This window comes from Kribbella speibonae (genome assembly GCF_004331375.1).
Lineage (GTDB): Bacteria > Actinomycetota > Actinomycetes > Propionibacteriales > Kribbellaceae > Kribbella > Kribbella sindirgiensis.
This window is the reverse complement of the sequence record NZ_SJKC01000002.1, coordinates 744,571-760,253: the sequence shown is the minus strand read 5'-3', so window position 1 is coordinate 760,253 and position 15,683 is coordinate 744,571. Positions and strand designations below refer to the sequence as shown.

The 15,683-nt window shown below is 68.0% G+C and carries 16 protein-coding genes; 8 read left to right on the top strand and 8 right to left on the bottom strand.

Annotated features, from left to right (window positions below; all coding sequences use genetic code 11):
• The first annotated feature begins 1 nt into the window (after position 1).
• Complete coding sequence (locus tag E0H92_RS16965; protein WP_131462678.1) at positions 2-1,153, top strand: alanine--tRNA ligase-related protein; 1,152 nt, start codon at positions 2-4, stop codon at positions 1,151-1,153.
• 4 nt (positions 1,154-1,157) lie between these two features.
• Here E0H92_RS16965 and E0H92_RS16960 read toward each other — a convergent pair whose 3' ends face one another.
• Genes E0H92_RS16960 through E0H92_RS45070 form a run of 3 tightly spaced genes read right to left on the bottom strand, consistent with a single transcriptional unit; the run spans position 1,158 to position 3,832 of the window.
• Positions 1,158-2,126 (bottom strand): EamA family transporter, encoded by a 969-nt coding sequence (locus E0H92_RS16960; protein ID WP_238152766.1) that lies wholly within the window; start codon positions 2,124-2,126, stop codon positions 1,158-1,160.
• Positions 2,127-2,171: 45 nt separating this feature from the next.
• Positions 2,172-2,828 carry a DUF1345 domain-containing protein gene (locus E0H92_RS16955; protein WP_131288859.1) on the bottom strand — a complete coding sequence of 219 codons (657 nt, stop codon included), beginning with the start codon at positions 2,826-2,828 and terminating at the stop codon, positions 2,172-2,174.
• Positions 2,829-2,854: 26 nt separating this feature from the next.
• A complete protein-coding gene (locus E0H92_RS45070; protein WP_238173463.1) occupies positions 2,855-3,832 on the bottom strand; it encodes a DUF5937 family protein in 978 nt (325 codons plus the stop codon).
• A 64-nt stretch (positions 3,833-3,896) separates the two neighbouring features.
• On the opposite strand from E0H92_RS45070, the gene E0H92_RS16945 reads away from it, so the two are divergent.
• A complete protein-coding gene (locus E0H92_RS16945; RefSeq protein ID WP_238173462.1) occupies positions 3,897-5,099 on the top strand; it encodes an MFS transporter in 1,203 nt (400 codons plus the stop codon).
• On the opposite strand, the gene E0H92_RS16940 is transcribed toward E0H92_RS16945, so the two are convergent.
• Positions 5,059-5,799, bottom strand: coding sequence for an SDR family oxidoreductase (locus E0H92_RS16940; protein ID WP_131496897.1), 741 nt, complete (start codon positions 5,797-5,799; stop codon positions 5,059-5,061). The two genes, E0H92_RS16945 and E0H92_RS16940, sit on opposite strands and share 41 nt — an antisense overlap.
• A gap of 70 nt (positions 5,800-5,869) precedes the next feature.
• On the opposite strand from E0H92_RS16940, the gene E0H92_RS16935 reads away from it, so the two are divergent.
• A complete protein-coding gene (locus tag E0H92_RS16935) occupies positions 5,870-6,742 on the top strand; it encodes a LysR family transcriptional regulator (protein WP_131462683.1) in 873 nt (290 codons plus the stop codon).
• Here the strand turns inward: E0H92_RS16935 and E0H92_RS16930 are convergent.
• Entirely contained in the window at positions 6,739-7,599 is an 861-nt protein-coding gene (locus tag E0H92_RS16930) for a helix-turn-helix transcriptional regulator (protein WP_131462684.1), read from the bottom strand. The genes E0H92_RS16935 and E0H92_RS16930 overlap by 4 nt on opposite strands.
• A 101-nt stretch (positions 7,600-7,700) precedes the next feature.
• Between E0H92_RS16930 and E0H92_RS16925 the strand changes: the two genes are divergently transcribed.
• Both E0H92_RS16925 and E0H92_RS16920 read left to right on the top strand, forming a co-directional pair.
• Complete coding sequence (locus tag E0H92_RS16925; protein WP_131462685.1) at positions 7,701-8,090, top strand: (R)-mandelonitrile lyase; 390 nt, start codon at positions 7,701-7,703, stop codon at positions 8,088-8,090.
• A 15-nt stretch (positions 8,091-8,105) separates the two neighbouring features.
• A complete protein-coding gene (locus E0H92_RS16920) occupies positions 8,106-9,143 on the top strand; it encodes a zinc-binding dehydrogenase (RefSeq protein WP_131462686.1) in 1,038 nt (345 codons plus the stop codon).
• On the opposite strand, the gene E0H92_RS16915 is transcribed toward E0H92_RS16920, so the two are convergent.
• Positions 9,140-10,144, bottom strand: a complete 1,005-nt coding sequence (locus tag E0H92_RS16915) for a LacI family DNA-binding transcriptional regulator (protein WP_131462687.1) — start codon at positions 10,142-10,144, stop codon at positions 9,140-9,142. The genes E0H92_RS16920 and E0H92_RS16915 overlap by 4 nt on opposite strands.
• Positions 10,145-10,154: 10 nt before the next feature.
• Positions 10,155-11,885 (bottom strand): glycoside hydrolase family 36 protein, encoded by a 1,731-nt coding sequence (locus E0H92_RS16910; protein ID WP_131496896.1) that lies wholly within the window; start codon positions 11,883-11,885, stop codon positions 10,155-10,157.
• A gap of 105 nt (positions 11,886-11,990) precedes the next feature.
• On the opposite strand from E0H92_RS16910, the gene E0H92_RS16905 reads away from it, so the two are divergent.
• From E0H92_RS16905 to E0H92_RS16895, 3 genes are read left to right on the top strand one after another with little or no spacing between them, the layout of a single operon-like run.
• Positions 11,991-13,343 carry an extracellular solute-binding protein gene (locus E0H92_RS16905; protein WP_131462689.1) on the top strand — a complete coding sequence of 451 codons (1,353 nt, stop codon included), beginning with the start codon at positions 11,991-11,993 and terminating at the stop codon, positions 13,341-13,343.
• A gap of 3 nt (positions 13,344-13,346) precedes the next feature.
• On the top strand, positions 13,347-14,249 hold the full coding sequence (locus tag E0H92_RS16900; RefSeq protein WP_131462690.1) for a carbohydrate ABC transporter permease: 903 nt from the start codon (positions 13,347-13,349) through the stop codon (positions 14,247-14,249).
• Positions 14,246-15,151, top strand: coding sequence for a carbohydrate ABC transporter permease (locus tag E0H92_RS16895; protein WP_131496895.1), 906 nt, complete (start codon positions 14,246-14,248; stop codon positions 15,149-15,151). Before E0H92_RS16900 ends, E0H92_RS16895 begins: the two co-directional genes overlap by 4 nt.
• Positions 15,152-15,171: 20 nt before the next feature.
• On the opposite strand, the gene E0H92_RS16890 is transcribed toward E0H92_RS16895, so the two are convergent.
• Entirely contained in the window at positions 15,172-15,597 is a 426-nt protein-coding gene (locus E0H92_RS16890; RefSeq protein WP_131462692.1) for an STAS domain-containing protein, read from the bottom strand.
• Between the last annotated feature and the right edge of the window lie 86 nt (positions 15,598-15,683).

The window sequence follows — 15,683 nt, the reverse complement described above, 5'->3', positions numbered from 1 at the left end:
CATGAGCATCAGCAGGACTTTCATCGACTTCTTCCTCGACCGCGAGCACGTCCCGACGACCGGGTCCACGCTCATTCCGCGGCTCGGCGATCCCGTGCTCTTCACGACCTCGGGGATGCATCCGCTCACCCCGTATCTGGAGGGCGAACCTCATCCCCTGGGACGCAGACTCGTGGGCATCCAGCGATGCCTGCGAACCACCGATCTCGACGAGGTGGGGGATCCGACCCACCTGACGGTGTTCGAGATGCTGGGCTCGTGGTCGCTGGGGGACTACGGCAGCAACGAGACCCTGCGCTGGGGGTACGAGCTGCTCACCACCCGGTTCGGTCTGGACCCGCGGCGGATGTACGTGACCGTGTTCGGCGGCGACGAGCAGGTGCCGCTCGACCAGGAGTCGCTCCGCACCTGGCAGGAGCTCGGTCTGCCGATCGAGCTGACCACCGACGACAACTGGTGGTCGAACGGCCCGACCGGTCCGTGCGGTCCGGACTCGGAGATCTTCGTCTGGACCGGTGAGGGGGAGCCGGAGGGTACGCCGACCACCGACGACCGCTGGGTCGAGGTGTGGAACCACGTGATGATGCGGTACCGCCGCCACGACGACGGCTCGCTGGAGGAGTTGAAGCAGCAGAACATCGACACCGGACTCGGCCTGGAGCGGCTGACGATGCTCCTGGAGGGCAGGCCGTCGGTGTACGAGACCTCGCTGTTCGAGCCGTGGATGCGGATCGTCCCGAAGCTGTGGTCACTGGACGAGCGGTCGCAGCGGATCGTCATCGATCACCTGCGGTCCAGCATCGTGATCGTCGGCGACGGCGTGCACCCGTCGAACACCGGTCGCGGGTACGTGCTGCGCCGGTTGATCCGCCGATTGTTGACAATCCTCTGGCAGAACGACGAGTCCCGGTCGCTGTCCGACCTGCCGATCGAGCTGTTCGAGCACACGCTGCACCACTTCCACCAGGGCGAGACGGTGACGCTGATCCGGCGGATCCTGATCGACGAGGAGATCCGGTTCAGCAACCTGCTCGACCGGGGCCGCAAGGTGCTCAGCCACGAGCGGTTCCACAAGTCCCTCGACGACACCGACTACGAGTACCTGCACGAAACCCACGGCCTGCCGCGGGAACTCGTCGACTCGTTGCGATGAGGCGCTAGATGGCTGCCCGATCCAGTACGTCGGTCGGGGGAGCGTCGGGAATCTCCGGAGACGCGACCTTCCCCACCGACGACTGGGCCACGAAGGCGCCGGCCAGCACGATCGCACCGCCGATGATCTGGTTGGTGCGGAGCGTCTCGCCGAGGAGGATCAGGGCGAAGACGCAGGCCGCGACCACCTCGACGTACGCGACCGCTCCCGCGATCGGCGCGGAGAGTCGCTGGACGGCGGCCGCGCCCGCCAAATAGGCGACGACCGTGCTCACCAGGATCAGCCACGCGGCCATCACCCAGCCCGGAGCATGCCGCTCGCCGATCGCGATCGAGTCGACCAGCACGTGCCACGGCGTACCCCACGGTGCCGCGATCAGCGTCAGTACGAAGGCGCCGACCACGCTTCCGGCCGCGGTCATCACCAGGGGATCCGCGGCGCCGGTCAGCTTGTCGATCAGGATGAAGTACGTCGCCTGGCACGCGGCCGCACCGAGACCAGCGAGCAGGCCGATCAGGTCGATCCGCAACCCGGACCAGATCTCGGCCACCGTCGCGAGACCGACGAGCGCGATGCTCACCCCGATCGCGGCGGACCGCGGTACGGCGACCTTCTGGCCGAACTTCAGCCACGCGACGACCAGCACCGGGCCGGAGAACTCGAGCATCAGCGCGACGCCGACCGGCAGCCGGCTGGCCGCGATGAAGAACAGCGTCTGGCAGCCGGCGATACCGGTCAGTCCGTAGAGCGCCAGCGATTTCCAGGAGGCCCGCGCCGAGCGCAGCCCGGCGCGGCCGCGGAGGGCCAGCACGAGCGGAACCAGCACCGCGGCGGCACCGAGGATCCGTAACCAGGCCGCCTGCTGCGGCGAGAAACCGGCGCCGATCAGCGCCTTCGCGAACGGACCCGACCCGCCGAACGTGATCGCGGAGAAGACCGCGAACCCCAACCCCACCGACTTCGTGCTGTACATGGGCATAACGCTCTCATGCCCATTACATGGCTGTCGAGTGGGATCTCAGAGGACGTTCACCGCGCGGGCCGCGATGATGGCGATTGTCAACAATGAGATCGCTGACTGGATGCCCATCAGCGTCTTGACCCGGGAGGTCAGCGGCAGCGTGTCGGTCGGGCTGAACGCCGTCGCGTTCGTGAGCGCGACGTACAGGTAGTCGGTGAAGCCGGGCAGCCAGCCCTTCCACCCCGGCAGGTCGACGGTCATCTGCGGGAACAGCAGGTCCGCGCGCTCGGTCTCACGCTCGTGCTCGGGCGCCCGGGCGAACGGGCCGCCGCGGTCGATCTCCCAGTACCAGACCGCGAACGCGACCACGTTCGTCACCCAGATCAGCAGCGCGCTCTTCACCAGGACCTTGCCGTCCCCCGCGTCGCCGTTGTTGAGGAAGAAGATCATCCCGGCCAGGTAGTACGCGTTCACCGCGACCAGAACCGCGAGCAGGACGAGTTCGACCGATCGCAGCCAGGGCTCGTCGCGACGCAGGTGGAACGGGTTCATCCACACCAGCGGCAGCAGCAGGAGTCCACCGAGTACGGGCATCAGCCACCGCGGGAGTGCGTTGATCTGCGTCGGCACCAGGACCTGCAGCACCAGGACCGCGACCACCGCCAGCGAGGCCGGCCAGCGCCGGGTGTGGCGAGTGCTCGTCGGCTTGTTCATTGCAGCATTCTCGCGCCGCGAGCCGGTTATCCGACGGATGCGTCGATGACGGCCTGTCCAACCTCGGTACGGCGGTAGTGGACCTGGTGACCGGTACGACGACGTGTCGCGAGGCCCGCGTCGTACAACGCCGACAGGTGTTCGGCGACCGTGGCGAGGGCGAGGTTGTACTGGGCGGCGAGCGCGCTGGTGGTGGCGGGCGGGTCGAGTGCGACGAGCAGGGTCGCGCGGGTGCGACCGAGGAGGCGGGCCAGCGGATCCGGGGGAGCGGGGGCGTCGGACCACAGGCGGGCGGCGCCGCGGGCCGGGTAGACGAGCGTCGGGTGGTACGCCGGGTCGACGACGATCACGAGGTACGGCCAGGCGAAGACGCCGGGTACCAGGAGCAGGCCCTGGCCGGCGAGATCGCGGTCCTCGGAGCGGTAGCGGGTGGCGATCAGGCGGTCGTCCTCCCAGGCCAGGGTCGGATGTAGATCGTCGAACAGCCCGGCCAGGCCGCCGTCGGTCAGCTGCTGGCCGCGGTACGCGATGTCGTCCTCGAGGACGCGACTGATCAGCGGCCAGTCCGGCTTGATCAGGGCCTCCCACGCGCCCTCGATCTCGTCCGCGAGCCGTTCGCGGGTGCCGGCCAGGTCTTCCAGCATCTTGTCGATCTCCGGCGCACCGGGGTTCTTCAACTCGTCCCGTGAACGGATCAGTTCGGTGCGGACCGTCTCGAGCGGCGTACTACGGACGCGGGCGATCTCGGTCGCGAACTTCGCCCGGGACGCCTTCGGCGGCGGGGTCAGGAAGTCCGGCGTGAACCCGACGCGGGGCTGCACCGCCTTCAACCCGCGCAGGCCCAGTTGCGCTGCCGATTCCCGCTGCGCGGCGATCCAGTCGCCGTACAACGGCCGGTGCTTCGATCCGTTCAGCACTCGTACGGCGGACATCGTCTCCCACAACGGCGACGCCCCGAACCGGCACCGCAGCGCGTCCGCCTGGGTGAAGCGAAGTACCGTCATCGAGAACTTTCGGCCACAACCAAAACTCTACGCCGCGTCGCCGGAACCCGTGCACGCTCGCCGCGTGAGGACCTACCGAGCTGTACTCAGCCTTCCCGGCCTGCGCGCCGTCTACGCCGCCCACACCGTCTCGATGCTGGGCACGGTGGCGGCACAGGTCGCGCTGTCCATCCTGATCTTCGAGCGGACCGGCTCGCCGTTGCTGTCGGCCCTCGTCCTGGCCTGTTCGTTCCTGCCGTACGCCGTCAGCGGCGTGCTGTTCTCGTCGATCGCGGACCGGTTCCCCGCGCGCCGGGTCCTGGTTGCGTGCGACGTGGTCAGCGCGGCGGCCATCGGACTGATGCTGATCCCGGGGATGCCGGTCGGCGGGCTACTGGGGCTGCTGGTGGTGACCGGTTTCGTGGCGCCGGTCTTCGCGGGCGCACGGGCAGCCAGCCTCGCGCACCTGTTGCCGGCGGACCTCTTCCCGGTCGGCAGGTCCTTGCTGAGGGCAATCAGTCAGGTCGCGGTGCTGACCGGGTTCGCGCTCGGCGGGATCGTGGTCGCGGTGGTCGGCGCGAACTGGCTGCTGGCCCTCGACGCGGTGACCTTCATCGCGTCGGCGGTGCTGATCGCGACGGGTACGCCGTACACGCCTCCGGGAGAACGTAAGAGCAACACAGTCCGCGACTCATGGACCGGCTTGCAGTTCCTGTTCGCGAACGCCAAGCTCCGCAACCTGATCCTGCTGACCTGGGTGGCCCCGGCGTTCTCGTCCGTCCCGGACGGACTGGCCGTCGCGTACACCGCTCAGGTCGGCACCGCAGCCGCTGCCGCCGGTGCGTTGTTCACCGGGTACGCCGTCGGCAGTGTGCTCGGCGAGCTCGTCGTCGCGCGATTCACCCCTTCCGCGCGGCGACGGCTCGTCGTCCCGTTCCTGCTACTTAGCCAGCTCCCCGCGATCGCGTTCCTGACCACACCACCGATCCCGGTCGCCGCAGTACTCCTCGCAATCTCCGGCTCCGGCTACGCCTTCAACCAGGCCATCGACCCACTGATCCTGCAGCACGCCGATCCGTCGTACCGCGGCCGCCTGTTCACCGTCCAGACCAGCGGCCTGATGGCGATCCAGGGCGTGAGCATCGCTCTAGGCGGCGTAGTCGGCTCCTTCCTCGCGCCAAACCTCACCATGGCCGCAGCCGGCATCCTCGGCACCACAACCACCCTCCTGATAGCCCGTCAGGCGCTCACCACGGGGCCACGTCGGTCAGTGACTCCGGTCCTCTGAAGACGCCGGTCGGGCCGTCGGACGGGAGTGTGGCGAGAGCGACCGGGACGGCTGCTCCGTCGGCCACGGTTCGCTCGCCGCGTGGTACGGAGGCCTGCGAGTTCAGGTCGGTCGGCACGAGGCCCGGGGTGGCGGCGTTCACCTTGATGCCGTCTGCGCGCAGGGCGCTTGCGTAGACCAGAGTCAGGGCGTTGAGAGCCGCCTTCGACGAGCTGTAGGCGAGCAGTCCTTGGGTTGCGAGGCGGCCGTCGAGTTCCGAGAGGAGGTTGACCGAGCCGAGTCCGCTCGACATGTTCACGATCCGTGCGTTCGGCGACCGTCGCAGGAGGGGTACGAAGGCGTTGATCACCCCGACCACACCGAACACGTTCACGTCGTACGCCGATCGCACCTGTTCGGCCGTGATGTCGGCGACCGCCATACCCCACTCGGACACGATGCCGGCATTGTTCACCAGCACATCGAGCCGGCCGGAGTCTGCCTCGACCTGCTTGGCGGCTGCGGCGACCGACTCCACGTCCGTCACATCCAGCTGCACGAACCGCACGTCGCCGGTCAGCTGCTCTGCGGCACGAGCGCCCAGAGCCGGACTCCGTGCGCCCAGATACACCGTGAGTCCACGTGCCGCGAGCTGGCGCACGATCTCATGGCCGATGCCTTTGTTTCCGCCCGTCACCAGGGCGACTTCGTTCTGATTCATGCCTCCAGTCCAGCGCGCACCCACCCCCGCGGACCAACACCGATCAGGTGGTCCGCCATACCCTGGAGGTATGCCGGAACCCGAGATCCGCGAACTGCGGTACTTCCGCGCCGTCGCCGAGGACCTGAACATCACCCGCGCCGCCGAGCGCCTGGGCATCGCGCAGCCGCCGCTGTCCCGCGCGATGCGCCAACTCGAGCACCGCCTCGGCGTCGACCTGTTCGACCGCTCCGGCTCGCGCCTCGGGCTGACCGAGGCTGGCGAGACACTGCTGAAGGAGTCGGGGCCGGTGCTGGATGCGCTCGACTCGGCGGTACGGCGGACGCAGCGCGCCGGCCAGTCGTCCGGAGGACTCGTGGTGACGGCGAAGCCTGGCGTCGCCACCGAGGTGCTGCACCGGATCGTGACGGAGCTCCAGGGTGAGTTGCCGGGTGTGCAGGTGGTGGTGAGCGGCTTCGGGGAGCAGGCCGACATGGTGCGGGACGGGCGGGCGGACGTTGCGCTCGTCAGCCGGCCGTTCGACGACCACGGACTGGAAACCGAGCTGCTGTACACGGAGCCGCGGGTCGCCGCGCTTCCGGTGCGGCACGAGTTGGCGGCGCGCGAGGTGCTGGCGCCCGACGACCTGGCCGGGATCCCGGCGCCGCGCTGGAGCCGGGCTAACGTTGCTGAGCGCAACTACTGGTCTGCGCGGCCGGACGATCCGGTGGACGGGCCGATCGTGCAGGACTCGTCGCAACTGCTGGAGGTGGTTGCCTTCGGGCAGGCGGTCGCGCTCGTGCCGCAGTCGATGGCCGAGCGCAACATCCGGCCGGACGTCGTCTACCGGCCGGTGACCGACGTCGAGCCGTACCAGATGCTCGTCGTCTGGCCGGCCGGCAGTCGTTCCGCCGACCTCGCCAAGTTCGTCGAGGTGGCAGTCAGACGGTCAAGTGCTCCCTAATGCTGAGGAACTTCTGTGCTGGCGGCCCAGCTGGCGAGGAGTTTGAGGCTGTCGGCGGTCGGGCTGCCGACGGGGGCGACGTACGCCAGGAGGGTGAGACCGGGGTGGGCGGGGAACTCCATCGCCTCGAAAGTGAGCTCCAGGTCGCCGACGACCGGGTGGTGGAACTTCTTCAGGCCGGTGCGGTGGAAGCGGACGTTGTGGGCGGCCCAGCGGGTGCGGAAGTCCTCGCTGCGGGTGGACAGCTCACCGATGAGTTCGATCAGGAGCTTGTCGTGCGGATTGCGCCCGGCCTCGGAGCGCAGCATGGCGGCGATGTCGTCGGCGGCGCGTTCCCAGTCCTGGAAGAAGTCGTGGGACGCCGGGTCGAGATAGACGAAGCGGGCGCTGTTCGCGGGGCGGCGCGGGTCCGCGAGCATCGGAGCGTGGAGTGCGCGGGCCATCCGGTTCGCGGCGAGCATGTCGTGGCGGGCGTTGCGAACCCAGGCCGGTGCGTCGTTCACGGCGTCGAGCACGAGCTGGACGCTGGCCGGCACGGTCGCGGGCGCTGTCTTTCGGTTGCGCGCGGGAGTCGGCTCGGCGGCGCGGGCGAGATCGAACAGGTGCGCCCGCTCGGCGTCGTCGAGCTGGAGCGCCCGGGCGAGCCCTTCGAGGACGGTGTCGGAGGCCCCGCCCAGGTGCCCGCGCTCGAGCCGCACGTAGTAGTCGATGCTCATTCCCGCCAGCATGGCGACCTCTTCGCGGCGCAGCCCCTTGACCCGGCGGTTGCCGCCGTAAGCCGGTAGTCCCGCCTGTTCCGGGGTGATCCGCGCGCGCCTCGAGGCGAGGAACTCACGGATCGCGGCTCGGTTGTCCATGCCTCCACCGTAGACGGGCACCAGGAACTGAAGGAGGTACTGGCGTTACCTGGAACGACAGTCACTCCCGCGGACGTGCGGCACCCCGTTCACTGGCCGGCATGGAGAAACTGACGAAACCCGCGACCGCGAAAGGGCCGGGCGAGTGGTTCACCGGGGACGTCTGGTTCGACCAGATCTACCGCGGTGAGGAGCCGTCGCGCACGCGGGTGAACGTGGTGCGTTTCGCACCGGGTGCCCACACCGCCTGGCACACGCACGCCGTGGGGCAGACGTTGCATGTCACCGAGGGCGTCGGCCTGGTCGGCACCCGCGACGGGCAGGTGATCGTGATGCACCCCGGCGACACCGTGCACACACCACCGGGGGAGTGGCACTGGCACGGCGCGACCGCCGACTCCTTCATGACCCACCTGGCCATCTGGGAAGGCACCGGTACCCCCGACGTACCGGAAACCACCTGGGGCGAACACGTCACCGACACCCCCTGACTCAGAAGGATTCTCATGCGAGCCACCTATATGTACGGCGCCGGCGATGTCCGTGTCGTCGACGTACCGGACCCGATCATCAAGGAGCCGACTGACGCGATCGTGCGCGTTGTCCGGGCCTGTGTCTGCGGTTCCGACCTGCACCCGTATCACTCGATGGCCGCGACCGCGGACGGTCGGTCCATGGGGCACGAGTTCGTCGGCGTCGTCGAAGAGACCGGCGACGACGTGACCACGGTCAAGGCCGGCGACTTCGTGACCGCCCCGTTCGCCTGGTCCGACGGCACCTGCGACTTCTGCCGCGAGGGCCTGCAGACCTCCTGCCGGCACGGCGGTTTCTGGAACGCGGGCGAGGTCGGCGGCGGACAGGCCGAGGCAGTCCGGGTCCCACTCGCGGACGGCACACTCGTCGCCGCACCGGTCGAAGAGACCTCACCGCTGATCCCGTCACTGCTCACGCTGTCCGACGTGTACGGGACCGGATACCACGCGGCGATCAAGGCGAACGTCGGCCCGCGCACCAGCGTGACCGTGATCGGCGACGGGGCCGTCGGGCTGCTGGCCGTCCTGTCCGCGAAGCGCCTCGGCGCCGAGCAGATCATCCTGATGGGCCGCCACACCAGCCGCACCGACCTCGGCCGTGAGTACGGCGCGACCGATGTTGTCGCCGAGCGCGGTGACGAGGGGATCGCCCGAGTCCGGGACCTCACGGGCGGCGACGGTACGCACGTCGTACTCGAAGCGGTCGGTCACCGGCCCGCGTACGACCAGGCGATCGGCGTGGTTCGGGCCGGCGGCGTCATCAGCCGCGTCGGAGTACCGCAGTACGACGATGCTCCGGTCGGGTTCCCCAGCCTCTTCGGACCCAACATCACCCTCACCGGCGGGCCCGCGCCGGCCCGCGCCTACATCGAAACCCTGCTCCCCGACGTCCTCGCCGGACACGTCGACCCCGGCAAGGTCTTCGACAGCGAGGTCGCTCTCGACAACGTGGCCGACGGCTACCGCTCAATGGACGACCGCACCGCACTCAAAGTGCTGGTCAAGCCTTAAGCGCTCGAGCGAATGACCAGTGGCGCCGTGACGAGCTTGCCCGGCTCGTCCGGCTCGCCGCTGATCTCGCGCAAGGCACGGTCGAACAGGCAGGTGGCGATGTCCCGCAACGGGATCCGGGCCGTGGTGAGCGGTGTGTCGAGCATGCTCGCGAACGGGAAGTCGTTGAACCCGGTGACCGCGACGTCCTGACCCACCACGATCCCGCGCCGTTGCAGCGCGCGCATCGCGACCACGGCGAACGCGTCGTTGTCCGCGACGAAAACGTCCGGCGGGTCCAGCTCCTCGACGTACGCCGCCAGCGCCTCGAGCGAACCGAACGATCGCGCGTGCGTCGACGGGAACTCCCGGACGAACCCGTCGCGTCGCTGATGCACCCATGGCAGCGGACTGTCCGTCGCCAGGTACACCGCCCGCTCCCGGCCGGTCGACCGCAGATGCGCCGCGACACCGGCCATCGACGACTCGTTGTCCACGTCGACCCAGCACTGCCGATGCTCCGGCCCGGTCCGCCCGAACGCCACGAACGGGAACCGCCGGCCGCTGAGGAACTTGATCCGCTCGTCGTGCGGCATCGTCTCCAGAACGACGATCGCGTCCACCTGCCGCGCCGCGATCAGCTTCTCGTAGAGCACGATCTCGGTCGCGGTGTCGGCCGGGGTCTCGACGACATGGACGCCGTACCCCGGGACCGCGGCCGCCTTGACCAGACCGCCGAGCAGGCTGTGCAGAAACCCGCCCAGGCCCGGGTTGTCGTCGTCCACCAGGTCGTCGTCGAAGGACATCGGCAGACCGATCACCTGGCTGCGACCGGACGACAACGCACGGGCAGCGTGGTTCGGGATGTACCCGAGTTCCTGGATCGCGGCGCGCACCGTCCGGACGGTCGGCGGCGCGACGCGATGCGGCGCGTTCAGCACGTTCGACACCGTCATCGCCGACACCCCGGCCAACCGGGCGACGTCCGCGACAGTCGTACGCCGCGGCTTCTCTGCAGCCAACCCTTCCCCCTTAGTCACACACGATCCGGGCTGACCCACCGACCGGAACGTCGATCGTCCACACCTCAGGCGCCGTCGTCGTCTCTCGGTGCACCTCGTGGCCCGAACAGTCCGACACTACGAGGTCCACACGCCGGTCGCACGCACCTTCGACGTACAGTCGCCGCTCGGCGCCGCCGTTCACCACGACTGTGCACGGGTCCTGGACCCGCACGACAGGATTCGTGTACACGGCCACCACGGTCTCCGTCGCACCGACCGCGCGAACCTGCGTGTACCGCGCATCCGGTCGCGACGGCAGCAGTACGCCGTGCAGCAGCGCGTCGGCGTGCTCGTGGACGAATCCGAGCCAGTACCGGACGACCTCCTGGTGCTCGGGCGGCAGTGCGTCCAGCTCCATCGACACCTGCGGCGTACTGAACAACACATTGATGAAGTGCTGCGCGACGTTCTCCGCCGACGCCGACGGGCTCCACATCAGCATGTCCGAATGCACCGCGCGGTCACCTGCCAACAGTCGGCAATCGACAGTCCGCACGCGGTTCTCGACCGGGTCGAGCGCACAGTCGCCGGCGCGCAGGAACGTGCCGAACTGCCACAGCCTCGGGTGCACGTAGTCCTGCCGAAACTCGATCAGTACGTCGTCCCGCAGCCTCCGTAGCTCGTCGGTGACGTCCTGCAGGAACCGCTCCACGCCCTCGTCGACGGAAGCGCAGTCAGCGCCCGGCGCCGCCGGAACGTCGTCCCGCGCCCAGGAATCGATGAAGTCGATCTTCAGGCCGTCGACGCCCCAGTCACGGACTGGACGAACGCAGCACTCCAGAAGGTGCTCGCGGACCTCGGGACAGCGGGGGTCGAGGACGGCGGTCACCTCAGCGTCGGCAAAGCCGAGTGTGCGGTCCTTCAGCTTGCCCCACGCCTTCGAGTGCACACCGATCAACGGAGGCGCGATCCACAGCACGTACCGCTGGCCGAGCGCGTGCACGCGACGTACATGCTCGGCCATGTCCTGGAACTTGTGGCTGGTCGGCTCCCAATCGCCGCAGTACGCGTACCCGCGCCGCGTGTCGTCGGTCTGCCAGCCGTCGTCGACGATGACTGCCTCGGTGCCGTACGCCGCTCCCGCGCGGGCGTGCCGCTCAACGGACTCGGCCGAGACGTGCTGATGGTCGCTGTACCAGGTCGAGTACATCGCCTGCCGCGCGACCGGCGGTACGTCGGCGATCCGGTCACCCAGCTCGGCCGCCCACTCCGCCGTCACGGCACCCAACGCCTCGGCGAAATGCCGCTCCCGCAGATCGATCCGCAGAACGAAGCCTTCGCCCTCGAGATCCGTCACGGTCAGCTCGATCAGCTGTTCCGCGGTCTCCTCGCTCACTCCGACGGCGAAGTCGCAGCCCCGGACGTTCGACGACAAGGAGACGGTCAGCAGGCTGCGGTCCTGCGGATCGACGAGCGTGGCGACCGGCGCGGAGCGGACGGAACGGACGTCGCGGTGCGAGCCCCAGTCGGTCGGGAGATGACGGCGTGACCCCTGGCTCGCCCGCCACAGCGTCACCGCGTCGTCGGCCGGCCACGTCCAGCGCAACGTCACCGGACCGTCGGCAGCGACGTCGGCAATCACGTCGTACCGCAGGACGCCGGGCTCGGCCGTCGCGCGCTCGGTCAGCGTGCCGGGGCCGGTCAGCTGTGCGCTGCGGACGGTTCGACCTTCGGGGGAGCGGATCTCAAATGTCGTCACGTCCTGGACTATAGCGGTAAAACCAAATGCTCCGAAGCATTGACGGAATTGCCTGGCGTCCCTATCTTTTACCGCTAATATCCGCCTTCTTCGAGGAGTTGCGTGATGCCGACCAATGAAAAGCCCTTGGGGCGACCGATCACACGTCGTGGTTTCCTGGCCAGCGCGGCCATCGCCGGAGTGGGCTCGAGCGCGTTGCTCACCGCCTGCGCCGGCGGTAGCGCGGGAGGTACGTCGAGCGCGGGCAAAGGCGGCGCCGGCGGGACGGGCGGCTCCGGCGGCGCCGTGACCTGGGCCTCGTGGGCGAACCCGGGTGAGGCCGAGCGGTTCCGGAAGATCTCGAAGGACTACGAGGCCGCGCACGGGACCAAGGTCACCTTCCAGGTGGTCGTCGGCGACTACGGCGCCAAGCTGCTCACCCAACTCGCCGGCAGCAGCGCCCCGGACGTCTTCTACGTGCAGGACTCCGGCATGCAACGGCTCATCCAGAACAAGAAGGTCGCCGATTTCACCGAGTTCACGTCGAAGGCGGACGCGCCCGTCAAGATCGACGACCTCTACCCGAACCTGATGGGCTGGTGCAAGCCCGCCGACGGCAGCCCGGGCACCTACGGACTGGTCGTCGACTGCAACCCGATCGTGTTCTGGTTCAACAAGGACATGTGCGCGGCCGCCGGCATCACCCAGAACCCCGCGCAACTGCACGAGTCCGGCGGCTGGAACCGGGACGCCCTCGACGACTTCCTGACCAAGATCAAGGCCACCGGCAAGCGGGGCATGGTGCTGGAAGGCGGCTTCGGCCCGATGCTCAGCTGGATGACCGCGTTCGGGGGCAAGGTCGTCGACGGCAACAAGATGATCTTCAACGAGGACGCGAAGTCGATGGAGACCCTCGAGTGGCTCTGGGAGGGGATGGCCAGCGGCAACATCACCTACGGCGGGTCGCTGCCGAAGGGGCAGGCCATCGACGCCTTGTTCTACAGCCAGCAGCTGGCCAGCTGCCAGGTGGGACGCTGGATCCTCCCGAACCTCAAGAAGCTGAAGTTCGGCTACGACATCGCACCGTTCGCGTCCGCCGACGGGAAGACCGTGCCCCCGGCGATCGTCTACACCGCCGCCATGGCCGTGAACGCCAAGGCCAAGGATCCCGAAGCCGCGATGTACTTCGCCACCCGGTTCGTCTCCAAGGACGGCCAGAAGGCCCGGCTCTCCGGTGGAGGCAACGCGGTGCCGGCCGTCGCGGGGCTGGACGAGGTCGTGATGGAGAACAAGCAGCCCGAACACTGTGCCTGGTTCACGGAAGCCGCCAAGAAGGGGTACGCGATCCCGTCGGCCATCGCGTCCAAGGCGGAGGTCGGAGCCAACCTCGGCACCGAGATGGACAAGTCGATCAAGGCCGGCGACAACGCGAAGGTATGGGCCGACAAGATCTGCAAGTTCATCAACAACGGGAAGTGAGCCATGGCGCTCGCAGTAGATGTGAAGCGCCGACGGCGTACCGAAGCCCTGTGGGGGTACGCCTTTCTCACCCCGCAGCTCATCGGCCTGATCGCCTTCATGGTGGGTCCCCTGGTCTTCGCCATCGTGCTGTCGTTCTCGAGCTGGGACGGTTTGGGTTCGCGCACGTTCGTCGGGCTGCAGAACTTCATCGGTGTCTGGCAGAACGCCCAGCTGCGGCAGTCCTGGCTGAACACCGCGTGGTTCACCGTCCTGCAGGTCCCCGGACTGCTGATCACCGGCTTCTTCTTCGCGTTCTTCATTCAGAAGGCGGGACGACTGACGCCGTTCTACCGGATCTTCTTCTTCGCGCCGCAGGTCACGTCGACCGTCGCGGTGGGTGCCATCTGGCTCTGGCTGCTGAACCCCGAGATCAGTCCCATCAACGCCCTGCTGAAGTCGCTGGGGGTGCCCCAACCACCCGACTGGCTGCAGGATCCGGGGACGGCGATCCCTGCGATCGTCCTGGTGTCGATCTGGCAGGGCCTCGGCTACATGATCGTGATGTTCGTCGCCGGTCTGCAGAGCATCTCGCCCACCCTGATGGAGGCCGCCGACATCGACGGCGCCTCGGAATGGCAGAAGCTGCGCAGGATCACCGTGCCGCTGCTGTCGCCGACCATCCTGTTCCTGTCGATCACCTCGATCATCGGGTCCTTCCAGGTGTTCGACTACATCTACTTCTTCTTCGACACCACAGCGCCGGCGAACGCCCACACGATCGTGTACGACATCGTGAACATCGCCTTCCGTGAGTTCAAGTTCGGGTTCGCCGCGGCCATCGCGGTGTACCTGTTCCTCGTCCTGCTGGCGCTGACCGGCCTCCAGTTTCTTGCTCAGAAGAAATGGGTGCATTACACCGAATGACTTCCTCATCAGGCGAGATCGACGCGCGAGGCCTCGAGCCGGCGCGTCGGAAGAATGCTTCTCACGGGCTGAGCGGGGGGCGGTTCAAGCCGTCCTGGATTCCGCTGCACCTGCTGCTGGTCGCGGGCTCGCTGGTGATGTTCGTGCCGTTCCTGTGGATGCTGTTCTCGGCCCTGAAGCCGCTGGACGAGATCTTCGCCCAGCCGCCGAAGCTGCTGCCGAAGATCTGGCAGCCGGAGAACTTCGTCACCGCGTGGCAGGGCGCCGACTTCGCGCGCGCGTACTTCAACAGTGTCTATATCGCCGGCCTGGTCACGGTCCTCACCCTGATCACCTGCTCGATGGCCGCCTACGCCTTCGCGCGGATCCGTTTTCCGGGGCGGAAGGTGATCTTCGGCATCTTCCTGGCCACCATGATGGTTCCGTTCCAGCTGACCGTGATCCCGCTGTACGTCATCATGGGGCAGCTCCGCTGGATCGACACCCACCTGGCGCTGATCGTCCCGCCGGCGTTGTTCAACGCGTTCGGCGTCTTCCTCCTCCGCCAGTATGTCCGCGGCATTCCGCTGGAGCTGGAGGAAGCCGCCTCGATCGACGGCGCGGGGCGGGTCCGGATCTTCACCACGATCATCCTGCCGCTGCTGCGGACGCCACTCGTGGCCCTCGGCATCTTCGTGTTCCTCGGACAGTGGAACTCGTTCTTCTCTCCGCTGATCTTCCTGAACAGTGACCGGAACTTCACGATTCCGCTCGTGGTCAACCAGTTCAAGGGCGCCTACTCCTCCGACTGGACGAGTCTGATGGCGGCCACGACCATGGCGGCGCTACCGATGCTGCTGATCTTCATCATCGCCCAGCGCCAGATCGTGCAAGGTATCGCCCTGTCCGGCTCGAAGACCTGACAGGAATCGCACGTCCGGCATCAGCCCATCGGTGATGCCGGACGTGCGATCGCCGGTCGGTAGGACGGGAGGGCGTCCGAGAGGGTGGGGTAGTGGTCGAGGGGGCGGTTGGTGCCGGTGGCCCGGATGAGGTCGGCCAGCCATTGGCCGGCTCCGGAGGCGCGTAGCCAGCCGCCGTGGTCGACGGCGAGGTCGTGGGCGTCGGCGAGGACGTCGAGGCCGGTTGCTTCCATGGCCGTGACGCGTCGCAGGTCGACGACGAGTCGCGGGAGTTTGGTCGTGATGACGTGCTGGAGTTCGTGGGCGAAGGTGGGGGCGGTACGGACGTCGACGGTGCCGGCCACCCGGACGATCGCGCAGTCACCGACAGAACTCCAGCTACAGACGAAGGGCCCACTCGCCTCTGCCGGTCGGCGGGCGGACCTGATCGCACGGGGTGTCTTCATGCGTTCCGGTACCCCGCGACTAACCTGCACCCGCTCGCGAGGTTGGGGAGGATCGTGTACCCGATTCGGCACACAATCCTCCCCAA

What these genes read in the sequence shown, in the direction of transcription:
- E0H92_RS16920 (WP_131462686.1), top strand. Translation starts at nt 8,106, where the DNA reads ATGCGAGCCACCTATATGTACGGCGCCGGCGATGTCCGTGTCGTCGAC.
- E0H92_RS16940 (WP_131496897.1), bottom strand. Translation starts at nt 5,799, where the DNA reads ATGAATCAGAACGAAGTCGCCCTGGTGACGGGCGGAAACAAAGGCATC.
- E0H92_RS16955 (WP_131288859.1), bottom strand. Translation starts at nt 2,828, where the DNA reads ATGAACAAGCCGACGAGCACTCGCCACACCCGGCGCTGGCCGGCCTCG.
- E0H92_RS16965 (WP_131462678.1), top strand. Translation starts at nt 2, where the DNA reads ATGAGCATCAGCAGGACTTTCATCGACTTCTTCCTCGACCGCGAGCAC.
- E0H92_RS16900 (WP_131462690.1), top strand. Translation starts at nt 13,347, where the DNA reads ATGGCGCTCGCAGTAGATGTGAAGCGCCGACGGCGTACCGAAGCCCTG.
- E0H92_RS16890 (WP_131462692.1), bottom strand. Translation starts at nt 15,597, where the DNA reads ATGAAGACACCCCGTGCGATCAGGTCCGCCCGCCGACCGGCAGAGGCG.
- E0H92_RS16895 (WP_131496895.1), top strand. Translation starts at nt 14,246, where the DNA reads ATGACTTCCTCATCAGGCGAGATCGACGCGCGAGGCCTCGAGCCGGCG.
- E0H92_RS16960 (WP_238152766.1), bottom strand. Translation starts at nt 2,126, where the DNA reads ATGTACAGCACGAAGTCGGTGGGGTTGGGGTTCGCGGTCTTCTCCGCG.
- E0H92_RS45070 (WP_238173463.1), bottom strand. Translation starts at nt 3,832, where the DNA reads ATGACGGTACTTCGCTTCACCCAGGCGGACGCGCTGCGGTGCCGGTTC.
- E0H92_RS16925 (WP_131462685.1), top strand. Translation starts at nt 7,701, where the DNA reads ATGGAGAAACTGACGAAACCCGCGACCGCGAAAGGGCCGGGCGAGTGG.
- E0H92_RS16930 (WP_131462684.1), bottom strand. Translation starts at nt 7,599, where the DNA reads ATGGACAACCGAGCCGCGATCCGTGAGTTCCTCGCCTCGAGGCGCGCG.
- E0H92_RS16935 (WP_131462683.1), top strand. Translation starts at nt 5,870, where the DNA reads ATGCCGGAACCCGAGATCCGCGAACTGCGGTACTTCCGCGCCGTCGCC.
- E0H92_RS16905 (WP_131462689.1), top strand. Translation starts at nt 11,991, where the DNA reads ATGCCGACCAATGAAAAGCCCTTGGGGCGACCGATCACACGTCGTGGT.